This window comes from Clostridium mobile (genome assembly GCF_018918285.1).
GTDB lineage: Bacteria > Bacillota > Clostridia > Clostridiales > Clostridiaceae > Clostridium_AW > Clostridium_AW mobile.
Window position 1 is genome coordinate 675,515 of sequence record NZ_JAHLQF010000002.1, and the last position, 12,929, is coordinate 688,443.

Below are 12,929 nucleotides of genomic sequence, written 5' to 3' on the forward strand. Positions count from 1 at the left end.
AGGAAATAATAAAGGCTCCACAAAAGTGAGAGTCTTTATTATTTCAGTTTGATATTTTTATCTACCATGTAATAATGCAAATATTTACAACACATTTCCTTAACTTTATTAGTTAAATCATAGCTACCTTTTGCCTCAGCCCAATTAAAAATAATTCCTCTTGTTAACAGTAAAAGTTCTTCTTGAATAACAACAGCTTCTTCACTAGTTGTTATCTCATTATTGTCTTGTCCTAACTTAATTAATTTAGTTAATTCTTGAGCAATTCCTCTTTGTGATGATAATGGAAAATCAGATTCTTGTGTTAATAGTACACAATACATTTTTACAGTTAAATCAATTCCGTTATCTTCCATGATTCTCATTGGTAATAATGTTAAGTAAATAATAATATTTTCCAAAACACTATTCTCTACTAAATATTCATGAGAATGGTTAATGAAAAACTCATCGTGTTTTTTTAATATTTCTAAGATAATATCATCTTTACTTTTAAAATGATGATAAAAAGCACCAATTGTAAGGCCTAAGGAATCGCAAATTTCTTTTACTGTTACAACGTCGTAGCCATATTCATTAAATTGTTTAATAGCAGTTTCAATTATTTTATCTCTTGTCTCAATTCCTTGTTGAGCTCTTTTTCCACGATGTTTCATTCTATAACCTCCAGGTATATCTTTTATTATCAAATATAACGTTCGTTTTTTAGTTGAATTTTTTCATATAATTGAATGGTTAAACAAAAAAAGAACAGAAAGATTCTTCGTTGTTATAAATTCTATTATATCTTATTTACTAATGTATATTCAAGCATCTACATAAGCAGATGCTTGAATTGCTTATTTTTATACTTAATTATACCTCTTTTGTGTAGTGAGTTTCTGATGAATTATCAAGTTTAGGAGGTGAAAAATTCAAAATTTACACTATAGACGATTTATTCTGAATATATTGACATAGTCTATTAGGTATGATACTATGTTAACAAATAAAAAAGGGGGCTATATTATGAATGAAGTAGTTTTAAATTCTTTATTAGGAGCTAGTTTACACCCAGTAATATACTTTGCAATCCTAATTATCTTTTTAGCCATCGGTGATGTTATATCAACATTATCAAAAGCTTATATCCCAAGTCTCTTTGTTTTTGCAGTTTTATTATTGATAGGAGTATGGACAAACATTATTCCACAAGAAATTGTTAAATTAGCTGGTTTTTCCGATGCTTTTATTAGTGTGGTTATTGTAATGATTGTTGTTAATATGGGGTCAAGCCTCAGTATTAATGACTTAAAAGTACAATGGAAAACCGTTGTCATCGGGTTAGGAGGCCTTGTTGGAGTTGCCTTATCGGTGCTACTAATTGGCGCTCCAATTTTTGGCTGGGACATGGCTGTAATTGCTACTCCTGTAGTTGGTGGTGGTCTTGTTGCCGCTTTTGAAATGCAAGCTGCTGCTTTACAAAAAGGCTTAGACTATATGGCAATGGTTGCAATTTTAATTCTTACTCTACAGAACTTTCCTGCCTTTTTAGTTGTTCCTACTCTATTAAAACGTGTTGCAAGAAAAGAACTAGTAAAACGTAATAAAGCTGAAAATAGTCAAGTTAAAAAAATAGAAGAACAAACTAAGAAAAAACTTTTTCCGGCATTACCAGAGCGTTATAATACGGTATCTGCAATTCTTGCAAAGATAGCTTTTGTTTCAGTTTTAGCTGTTTTGTCTAGTAGTCTAACAAAAGTTGTTTTAAATCCATACGATATTTCACCAACGATTTTTGCATTATTCTATGGTGTTGTGGGCGTCGAGATTGGCATTTTACCAAAAAACGGTTTGGATCAAGCTAAGACATCTGGTCTATTCCTAATTGCTTCATTTGTGGGCATTATGGGAACTTTAGCAACTGCAGATAAAAATGAAGTAGTTCAAACAATTGTACCAGTCTTTGGTTTAATCTTTATTGCAATGATTGGGATTGCTCTTATATCAATTATTGTCGGTAAATTACTTAAAATTGACTGGGAATTATCATTTGCTATAGGATTAAACTGTTTATTAGGATTCCCTGTTAACTACTTATTAACTATTGAATCCATTAAAGCAGTAACAGATGATGAGGAAGAATATGAATATTTATTAGAAAAGATTGCTCCAATTATGTTAGTCGCTGGATTTACAACCATTACAATTGGTTCGGTAATTATGGCAGGAATTATGAAAAACTTCTTATAGAAACGAGGGTTATCAATGAAAATATTTTACAAGCAAGTAGAGGCTATATTTGATGAGCTAGTTGCTATCAGACGTAGGATTCATCAAAATCCTGAATTAGGACTTGAATTGCCTAATACTATTAAAACAATTACTAAAGAATTAGATTTATATAATATTGAATATGAAATAATTGAGAATTGCGGTATTCTAGCTCATGTTGGTAAAAATACAGGAAAAACAATCATGCTCAGAGCTGATATGGATGCATTGCCAATGGCAGAAGAAACTAATTTGTCTTTTAAATCGCAAAATGAAAACGTTATGCATTCTTGTGGTCATGATATTCATGCAACAATGTTATTGGGGGCTGCTATAATATTAAAACAAAATGAAGATCAGTTAAATGGCTATGTAAAATTGCTTTTTCAACCTGATGAAGAGGGCTTAAAGGGTGCAAGATTAATGATTAAATCTAAGGTTTTAGAAAATCCACGTGTTGATGCTGTTCTTGGAATTCATGTTGTGCCAGGTCAATTCCTGGATACTGGAACAATTCTTGGTGAAAGTGGAGCAATTATGGCTGGTAGTACCTCATTTGATATTAAATTAACTGGTAAAGGTGGACATGGTTCATCACCTGAAAATACTATTGATCCAATTTATGCTGCTGTTCAAATTTATCAAGGAATTTCATCAATTAAAACACGGGAGATTGATGCTCAAGAACCATTGGTCTTAACTATTGGCGAATTTTCATTTGGCAAAGCCAACAATGTTATTCCTCATAGTGGAAGTCTAGCCGGAACAATTAGATTTTTTCATCGTGAAACAGGGGAATTTGCATTAAGAAGAGTTGAAGAGATTGCTACTTCAATTGCACAAGGTTTACGAGTTGAAGTTGATTTTAAATCAGGTGTCTTTTTACCACCAGTTGTTAATGATGAACAACTTACTGAACAATTATTGCCTTATATTAAAGAAGAAATTGGAGAAGAAAAAGTTAAAGACTTTAATTTTAAATTTATGAGTTCAGAAGACTTTGCATTCTACGGTGAAGTTGTTCCTACGCTATACTTAAATATTGGAGCTGGTTCTAAAAAAGATGGCTATGAATTTTCACTACATCACCATAAAACTTTGTTTGATGAAAATGTAATTAAAGATGGGATATCGAGTTTAGTTGCTTCTGTCTTTGGTTATTTAAATAATTAAATAAAAACTTTACCATTAATGCGTTAGTAAATAGAATTGAATTCTAAAACTAACGCATTTTTTATTTAAAATATATTGACAATATATATCATTTAGTAATATATCATTAAATGATATACTGTTAAATGATATAGGAGGGGAAGAAGTGGCTCGTGGAAAAGCACTAGATGAAGATATATTGACGGATTCAACCTATTATATTTTGCTTACATTAGTTAAACCAATGCACGGATATGGGGTAATGCAGGAAGTTCAAGAACTTTCACAGGGAGAAATGATAATAGGCCCAGCAAGTCTTTATACAATCATAAAAAAGCTGCAAAATGCAGATTTAATCCAATTGATGGATAGCGATGAAGAAAGACGTAAGACATATAGCTTAACTTTGAAGGGCAAGGAAATATTAAAAAAGGATATTAAAAGAAGAATAACTATGGTAGAGCACGGGAAAGAAGCATTAAAGTATTTAGAGGAGGAAAGTGACCATGGAGAAGTATAAATATTTAATAAACATGGGATTAGCTTTTGAAGAAGATAGGATGATGAAGAAATTGAGCAAAATGGCTAAAGAGGGGTGGATTCTTGAAAAAATGACAATTTTTAAGTATAAGTTAGTTAAAGCTGAACCAAAAGAATTGATATATTCAATGGATTCCAAACAATTAGATGATGATAAAGATAAAGATAAAGATAAAGATAAAGATGAGTATTTTGAATTTTTTAAGAGTAGTGGGTGGGAGCATATGTGTTCTCTTAATGACATTCATTTTTTCTCAGCTCCGCCAAATACTATTCCAATATATACTGATGAAGAAAATTATTTAAGTAAATATTCAAGTTCAAAAGAAATATATAAGAAAACATTATTTACTTCAGTAGGATTACTTATTATTATAGCTTTAATTGAATATTTTCTGGGCTATAAAATGCCTGGAACGATATTAGAAGATATATTATTTATTATAGGTATAATTTCAGTAGCACTTGTAGTGCCATCACTAATGGTGGTTACAGCATATTTTTTAAAAGAAAAGAAAATAAAAGCCCATGGATGTACCCGTAAGTAATTGTTGGTTTTTCATATGAGCTTTTAAATTTAGCATATATATGACCTTTTTTCCTTTGGTTATCGTAGTATAAATATAAGATAATAAGTATAATAATCCAAAGGAGGAAAATTAATGATTAAAAAGAAAGTAATTTTGCTATTAACTTGTGTTGCTTTAGCATTACCTATAGGTGGAGTTTCAGCAGCTGATGTGAAACATGATAATGTAGCAGTGGTGATTAGTAACAATACAAGTAGTAAAGATGTGAAAATCGCTACTCAAAATGTGGAGGGAGAAATATTAAATATAAGAGATACTAAAAATGGTATAATGCTTTCCATGGAAGATATTAATATCTCTATTGATGATAAAAGTGAAATAATAAATGAATTTGATGGAAAGAAATTAACTAAAAATGATTTAAAAAAGGGCATGAAAATTAGAGCTTATTATGGACCAGCGGTTACTTTAAGCATTCCACCTATGTCCTATGGTAGAAAAATTATAGTTTCCCAGGAAAGCGAGAACATAGGAGCTGTAGAACAAAATATAGGTAGTATAGTTGAATTAAATAATAAAAAGAATGGAAAGAATGCATATATAAAATCAAAGGATGGATCTGCATTTACTTTTATTACAGAAAAAACTGAAATAGTAAATGGAGAAGGAAAAAAAGTATCCATCGAAGATTTAAAAGAATGGAATAAAATAAGAATATATTTTGATAAAAAAGATGGAATTATAGATTTTAAAGGATTTGTTACTACTGTATATATACCTGAAAAAATAGTTGTTTTAGATAAAGTAGAAAAAGATTTACTAGCTACTCAGGGAAAAATAACTAGCTTAACTGATAGTAAAGCAGGAGGAACTATCCTTTTAGAAGGTAAAAAAGCTACAGAATTTGGATATGATGTAATAAAGCTTAACATAAATGAAAATACAAAAATTATAGATGTAAAAAATAAAAAACAATTATCCTATAAAGATTTAAAAGAAGGCACTGAGATAGTAGCTTATTATGGTGGTGCAGTTACAAGAAGTATGCCTGCTATAGGAAACTGTATGGAAATAATAGTTTTACAATAGCCTAAAAGGTAATAAAGATAAAGCAGTAGGGGAACCTACTGCTTTTTTATTAAGGTTTTGTAATAAATAGTCGAAAATTTAATGTGACATATTGGTAAAAATGAAAAATGTTGTTTTATAATTAGGAAGGAAATATGGAATTAAATATGAATACAGAAAAACACTCAGAAGTAAACTGCAATTTAAAAACTATGTTTGAAAATCTTGATAGCGTATCTATTTTTGTTTTAGATAAATATTATAGATATACTTTAATAAATAATAAGCACAAAATGCTTATGAAAAAGTTAATAGGCGTAGATAGTGAAGTAGGAATGAGTATATTAGATATGATTGATAAAGTAGGAAATGATTCTATGAATAAAAATTTTATATCAAGAATTAAGAAAAAGTTACTCATTGCTTTTAAGGGTATCAGGGTTAGTGCTAACGAAGAAGTGTTAATAAAAAAAAATCGAATAGAATATTACAGAATAGAAATGATACCTATCAAAGATGAAAATGGACACACTACAGAAGTAGGTGTATGTATTTTAAATATAACCGATAGAATTATTGTTATGAAACATTCTTTAAAAAAGAAGTTAGATAACTCTCTAGAATATGAGGAAAAGTGTAATTTCCTTAGAAATGTAAGTCATGAAATAAGAACTCCTATAAATGGAATTATTGGACTAATAGATATTATATTAAAAGATGAATTGAGTTTTAAACAAAAAGAATATATGATGGCCGTTAAAGATTCGACTAATTCTTTATTAGATAACATGAATGATATATTAGAGAATTGTAAAATTGAATCCGATAAGTTAGAATCCTACTATAAAAAATTTAATGATACCTCTGAAAATAATATTAAATTTAAGGAAAATGTACATAAAGTTGAAAAGGAATTTAAAAAGTTCAATGAAAAAAAAGAAGTAAAAATATTAGTAGGGGAAGATAATTTAGTCAATCAAATGGTGATCAGTGAATTGATAAAAATACTTGGATGGAAGGGCAAAGTTGTAAATAATGGGATAGAAGTAATAGAAGCATTGGAAAGGGATAGTTATAATTTAATATTGATGGATATCTCTATGCCTGAAATGGGTGGGATAGAAGCGATGAATATAATTAAAGGCATAAAAAAATTTGAAAAAATCCCTATAATCGCATTGACAGCATATGCCTTATCAGAAGATAAAGAAAGACTTATAAAATTAGGTATGGATGATTATTTATCAAAACCAATAGATAAAGAAAAATTATACTCTATGGTAAATAAATATTTGAATCTTAATGAAGAAGAGTGTAATAAAGATGAATTAAATTTAGATGATAAGTGTTTTGATGGATTGAAAAGATTGGACAAAGTCTTAGATGGAAATAAAGAATTAATATTTGAATTAGGAAATAAAATGATAGATTTATTTTCTAAAGAGCAAATGGATGAAATAATTTGCTTTGCTAAAAAAGGGAAAATAAAAGAATTATCAGAAATAACACATAAATTAAAGGGTGCTATTTCAAACTTTGGATTAACAGAAATTAGTACTCTTTTAAATGATATTAAAGAAAAGGCTATGCTAGGGGAGATGGATTCAGTATATAAATTAATTGGTGAAATAAGTAGCAATATAAAGAAATTTAAAGAAAAACTCATGAAATACTGTAATAAATCTAAGTCTTACATATAATAGATTTTTAAAAAAATTGACTTATAAACTATTATGGTGTAACATTTTCCTTAGATAGTAAATTTTATGTTACTAATAAGACTAATAGAAAATAAGTATTTATTTAGCTATAGGTATATTGGTATGTTCGTATATTTACATGATTTTAAAATATAAATTACTGGTATGATTAATAGAGAATATGTAATTATTCTGCTAGATATAAGCCAGCGTAGTTAGTTTTTATTTATACTAAAGACTAATTACGCTGGTTTTTTGTTTATGCATATTGATAAATTTTGACTTATTTATTTAATAATGTTAAATGGGGGTATATGCGGTGGAAATGAGTTATTTAATAAATACTGATTTTAAGGTAGATAAACATGAAAATATAAGTTTAGAAACTTTTTTGCATAGCAAGAGGGTGGCAGTTTATGCGAAAAGAATAGGACAGTATATGGGTTATTCCTCTAAGGAAATTAATACTTTAATTTTACTTTCATTAAGCCATGATATTGGAAAATCAAGAATACCAAAGAATATCCTTAATAAAAAAGGAAAGTTAACAAATTTTGAATTTGAAACTATTAAAATGCATGCTGAATATGGAGCAGAGATATTAATAGAAAATAAATATTCTAAAGACTTTTACGATAGTGTTAAGTACCATCATGAGAACTATGATGGAAGCGGATATTATGGATTGTACAAAGATGAAATCCCTATTGCTTCTCGTATAATTCGAATAGCAGATGTTTTTGATGCATTAACCACAAATAGGCCTTACAGAGAAGCCTATACAATAGAAGAATCATTGGAGATTATGATATGTGAAAAAAATATGTATGATCCTAAACTGTTTGAAATATTTATAAAATTTGTCAAGGAAAATATAAATATAAATTTATTTAGCAATATATCATAAAAAATATGAAGAAGAATTACGACATAGAGGTGTACAATGAAAATAAAAATAAAAAGAAACATAAGTAAAAACAATAGTTCATTTAGTGCTTTAATAATGGCAGAAATACTTATAATAGTTGTATTAATATGCAGTTTTTTAGGTTTCACATCATATAGAAATGCATCAAATGCATTGAATAATGTTATAGAGAAATCATTAAAAAACAGAACTGATCAGGGGTCAAAATATTTTTCTGAAAAAATAAATGAGAAAATAAAAAGATTAAATATAATTGCAAACTGGAAAGAAATCGAGTCCATGGATGTAGCTAAGCAGAGAGAAGAGTTAGGAGAGGAAAGTGAAACAAAACATTGGGAATTTGAAAGATTTAAAATTGTAAATTTAAAAGGTGAAGTATTTAATATGGATGATGACTCTATAGAACATATATCAGATAGTTATTTAGAGAAAATATCATCAGGCGAAACCTTTATTATAGATGATAATTTTTATGAGATTAATGGTGTAGTTGTTATGGATATATGTGTTCCTATTAAAGATGACAGTGGAAAAGCAAAAGGAGGATTAATAGGAGCTATAGATTTAAAAGATATAAACAGCATAATTTCTGATATTCAATCTGGAGATGAGGATTTCCCATTTGTTCTTAATAAAGATGGTTACTATATTGCAGACGATGATATTAATATGGTTATAAACAGAGAAAATGATATAAAAAATTCAATTGATAAACCAGATTTACAACAACTTGCTGAATTACAAAAAAAGATGATTAATGGGGAAAGTGGATTTGGTACATATACTTATAATGGCTTAGAGAAATTTATGGCATATACCCCTGTACCAAATACAGAATGGTTTATGGGATTAGCGGTTACTAAGACAACGTTGTTTCAAGACATTTATAGATTAAGAAATATTACAATACTTGCTACTATTATTTTTATTATTATAGGAATAGCCGTGGCAAAACTAATTTCTAATGGTATTAAGACTCCTCTTTCTAAAATGAAAGGGCATGTAGAAGAATTAGCTATGTGTAATTTAAGTTATAAAAGTACAGTAGATAGCAACAATGAATTTGGACAAACAGCTAAAGCCTTAAATGATGCTACTGATACATTAAGTAAAACTATACAAAAAGTAAAAACTAGTACTGACCATATATTAAATAGCAGTAGCCATACAAAACAAATGTTTGAGGAAGTAAATGAAGAAATTCACCAGATAACTGCCTATACAGAAGAAATTTCAGCAAGCATGCAAGAATCTTCAGCAGGAGTAGAAGAATTTACATCTATGACTGAATCCGTAAAAGAAGATGTAAAATTCAATGTAGACTCAGCCAAAGAAGGACTAGAATTAGCTTTGAATATAGAGGAAAAATCAGAAAAAGTTAATAAAGATATGTATGAATCAATGAATAGAGCAGAAAATATGTACGAAGATTCCAAAGAAAAATTAGAGAAATCAATAGAAGATGCGAAAATTGTTAATAACATATCTGAAATGGCAAATAGTATTTTTGAAATTGCTGAGAAGACCAATCTACTGGCACTTAATGCAGCTATTGAAGCGGCAAGAGCAGGAGAGCAAGGAAAAGGATTTGCAGTGGTAGCAGAAGAAGTTAGAAAATTAGCAGAGCAATCATCCCATGCTGTTGAAAAGATACAAAATGATGTAAGAACAGTTTTAAGTGTTGTAAAAGAACTTTCAAGTTCTTCAGAGTCTGTATTGAAATTATTAGGAGAAAATGTATTAAAAGATTATAGAAAGCTTATAAATGTAAGTATTGAATACAAGGAAGATGGTATTGCTATTAGAAATATTACTGAAGGTTTTACTAAGACTTCAGAGAGTATATTAGTTTCTGTGGAACAGATGGCTAAAGGTATGGAAGAAGTAGCGACTTCAGTTACTCAAGTAGCAGGCTCAACTGAAGAGATAGTACAAAATGTAAGCAATGTTAGCAAAAAACATAATATTATATTAGAAGATACTAAAGAAAATGAAATAAAGGCAAAAGAATTATCTAATATTATTAAAGCATTTAAAACAGAATAATTACAGAATAACTAATGAATAAAAAATAAATAAAAAAGGTGCTTTAAAAGGGACGATCTTTCTCTAAAAATTAATTTTTAGTAAGAGATTGGCCCTTTTTTTATTTATTAATAAATATTTGAATATTATTAATAAATTTGGTAAAATTAGCTTGAATAATGAGAAGTATATAAAATAGTCCGTTCACCAAGGGATTCTTAGATTTAGATAAAGTTTACTTAAAAGGAATAGTAAAACATGGATTGAAGCCTAGAGAACTTATTCAGGACCGTAGCTATCGGATAAAATACATTTGAGCTGAGGTGTTTATAAGAAAGTGGACAAAGTTAGTAAGATAATGAATAATATTAAACTTTTATATGTAGAAGATGAAGAAATAACAAGAATTATAAATAGAAAAATTTTAAAAGAGTTTGTTGGAAAATTATTTATAGCAGAGGATGGGGAAGAAGGACTTCAATTATTTATAAAACATAGACCACAAATAGTTATATCAGATTTAAGAATGCCTAATATGAATGGATTGGAAATGATAAAAAAAATACGGGAAATAGATCAAGAGTGCGGTATTATCATAAATACTGAAGTAGAGGACATAGAATATATATTAAAAAGTGTAGATATAGGTATTGATAAATATTTAGTAAAGCCAATAGAAAAAGAAGAAATGTTAGAGTCCTTATATAAAGTAGTATTAAAGATAGTTAATAGAAAAAAGAATAATGGTAAATTCTATGAAATCTCACAATTAACCAAGGAGGAGACCAAAGATATTGAAGAAGAAATAAAGATAAAAACATCATCCTTCTTGAAAAAGTTTACAGGAAAAGGTCCAAAGGATACTCAAGTATCTTTATCAGGTGGTGTGATAGAAATTAGAACTCATGATATATTAACACCTATGGAAAAAACTTTGCTTAAGAACAAAGGTAATTTAATGTTAATCAAGTATTGTAGAAAATTACTCTACAACGAGATAAATGATGAGCTAGTAAAGTTAATCACAGAAATCATAGGTGTAAAGGTAACGGTGAATAAAGTTTACATAAATCCATTAGAGAATATGGAATATATTATTCTTGAAGTATAATTAAAAGAATGTAACTATATTATAATAAGAAAGATTTAATTATAAAAACATTGACTAAAAGTATATTGAAAAGTATAATAATGTAGAATGATGAAAAAATGTATTAAAAAAGAATAAAATAGAAATATAGGTTCTTCTTCAATAATGTAGAAGATTAATAGGGAAACCGGTTAGAATCCGGTGCAAACCCATTGCTGTATTCAGTACGAATCTCAAATATGCCACTGTGAAGATGTTCATGGGAAGGCTTGAGAGGAGGATAATCTGTAAGCCAGAATACCTGCCTATATTTTATGAATCGGTTAATAGGGTGTCAATGTTAACTGTTTATTTTGTGTGTTGAAATGGGAAACCGCTTAGTAATTTACTAAGTGGTTTTTTATTATATGTTATTAATATATTACTTAGGAGGAATTTATAATGAATCTTTCAAAAATGAAAAAAATTTTAACTGCTCTTATTTTGGGGATGACTATGGTTGCATTTGTTGGGTGCTCTACAAAAACAAATACTGACCCAAGCCCTGACTCCAAAGAAATCAAGGAAGAAAGTACACTAGAAAATAAAGATAGCAAAATTAAATATGCAACTAAATTTAATGTGGAATATTTAGATAACAATGTTAAGTTAGTAATAGATGGTGCTGATAGGAAGCTATTATTAGTACCAAAGGGAGAAAAAAAGCCAGAAGGATATGATGATATACAAGTTATAAACACACCAATAGATAATGTTTTATTATGTTCAAGCATGCAGACTTCTTTAATAAGACCATTAAATGTGTTTGATACGATAGGAGCTGTTACAACATATGATATAGACAAGGGACATATTGATGAAGTAAATGATAGAATGAAAAGTGGAGCAATCACATATGTAGGAAGAAATACTGCCCTAGATTATGAATTAATCAAATCTAAAAAACCGGAAGTAGCATTTATTATAGCATCAGATGTAGCAAAATTAGGAGCTAAGTTTGATGAGTTAGAGATACCTTATGTAGTTGAAGCGTCAGCAGCAGAAAGTCACCCATTAGGAAGAATGGAATGGATAGAGTTCATGTCTCTATTCTATAATAAGGAAGCTGAAGCTGATAAGCATTTACAAAAGGCTGAAGAAACTATTAATAAAGTAAGTGAAAAAGTTAAAGGAAAGAATAAGCCTGTGGCAACAGCTGGAGTTATTTACGATGGAAAGTTTTCAGTAAGAGTTGGAGGTTCATACCAATCAAAGATGTATGAAATAGCTGGTGGAGACTATACTTTTAAGGATTTTCAAAGTGATAAAACAGGAGCTGCTTCAATAACTAATGAGGAGTTTTATGCAAGGAGTACTAAAGCAGACATATATGTTTTTGAAGGTATGGGAAAAACAAGGCCTAAAACTATAAGTGAATTTGTTAGTCAAGCACCTATAATAGAAAATATGAAATCAATTAAAAATGGAGAATTGTGGTCATCTCAACCATGGTGGTCTCAATCGGTGGACAAACTGGATGAAATCATAGAAGACTTAGCAGCAATTTTTTATCCAGAAGAGTTTAAGGGACATGAAGTAAGACATTATTTTAAGGTTGAAAATAAATAAGTGCAAAAATAGGAGGGTAAAAAACTTACCCTCCT

General features: G+C 28.8%; 11 protein-coding genes and 1 riboswitch. Of the genes, 10 read left to right on the top strand and 1 reads right to left on the bottom strand.

All coding sequences use genetic code 11. The features are described 5' to 3' along the window. Positions 1-38: 38 nt before the first annotated feature. Positions 39-656: a TetR/AcrR family transcriptional regulator gene (locus KQI86_RS09400; RefSeq protein WP_216439016.1), complete on the bottom strand. Its 618-nt coding sequence runs from the start codon at positions 654-656 to the stop codon at positions 39-41. Between the two features lie 352 nt (positions 657-1,008). On the opposite strand from KQI86_RS09400, the gene KQI86_RS09405 reads away from it, so the two are divergent. From KQI86_RS09405 to KQI86_RS09450, 10 genes are all read left to right on the top strand, one after another. Then, positions 1,009-2,232 (top strand): hypothetical protein, encoded by a 1,224-nt coding sequence (locus KQI86_RS09405; protein WP_216439017.1) that lies wholly within the window; start codon positions 1,009-1,011, stop codon positions 2,230-2,232. A gap of 15 nt (positions 2,233-2,247) precedes the next feature. Then, complete coding sequence (locus KQI86_RS09410) at positions 2,248-3,426, top strand: M20 metallopeptidase family protein (protein ID WP_216439018.1); 1,179 nt, start codon at positions 2,248-2,250, stop codon at positions 3,424-3,426. A 145-nt stretch (positions 3,427-3,571) separates the two neighbouring features. Next, the gene (locus KQI86_RS09415) at positions 3,572-3,925 is read left to right on the top strand and encodes a PadR family transcriptional regulator (RefSeq protein ID WP_343216159.1); all 354 of its coding nucleotides are present in this window, start codon (positions 3,572-3,574) and stop codon (positions 3,923-3,925) included. Beyond that, on the top strand, positions 3,912-4,493 hold the full coding sequence (locus KQI86_RS09420) for a DUF2812 domain-containing protein (protein ID WP_216439019.1): 582 nt from the start codon (positions 3,912-3,914) through the stop codon (positions 4,491-4,493). The genes KQI86_RS09415 and KQI86_RS09420 overlap by 14 nt, the downstream gene beginning before the upstream one ends. Before the next feature lie 114 nt (positions 4,494-4,607). After that, positions 4,608-5,564: a hypothetical protein gene (locus KQI86_RS09425; RefSeq protein WP_216439020.1), complete on the top strand. Its 957-nt coding sequence runs from the start codon at positions 4,608-4,610 to the stop codon at positions 5,562-5,564. A gap of 146 nt (positions 5,565-5,710) precedes the next feature. Next, complete coding sequence (locus KQI86_RS09430; RefSeq protein WP_216439021.1) at positions 5,711-7,243, top strand: response regulator; 1,533 nt, start codon at positions 5,711-5,713, stop codon at positions 7,241-7,243. A gap of 325 nt (positions 7,244-7,568) precedes the next feature. Continuing rightward, positions 7,569-8,150 carry an HD-GYP domain-containing protein gene (locus KQI86_RS09435; protein ID WP_216439022.1) on the top strand — a complete coding sequence of 194 codons (582 nt, stop codon included), beginning with the start codon at positions 7,569-7,571 and terminating at the stop codon, positions 8,148-8,150. Between the two features lie 36 nt (positions 8,151-8,186). Next, on the top strand, positions 8,187-10,217 hold the full coding sequence (locus tag KQI86_RS09440) for a methyl-accepting chemotaxis protein (RefSeq protein ID WP_216439023.1): 2,031 nt from the start codon (positions 8,187-8,189) through the stop codon (positions 10,215-10,217). 337 nt (positions 10,218-10,554) lie between these two features. After that, entirely contained in the window at positions 10,555-11,307 is a 753-nt protein-coding gene (locus tag KQI86_RS09445) for a Na-translocating system protein MpsC family protein (RefSeq protein ID WP_246582732.1), read from the top strand. Positions 11,308-11,418: 111 nt separating this feature from the next. Beyond that, a riboswitch (cobalamin riboswitch) is annotated at positions 11,419-11,609 on the top strand. A 118-nt stretch (positions 11,610-11,727) separates the two neighbouring features. Then, entirely contained in the window at positions 11,728-12,894 is a 1,167-nt protein-coding gene (locus KQI86_RS09450) for an ABC transporter substrate-binding protein (RefSeq protein ID WP_216439025.1), read from the top strand. Positions 12,895-12,929 lie beyond the last annotated feature (35 nt).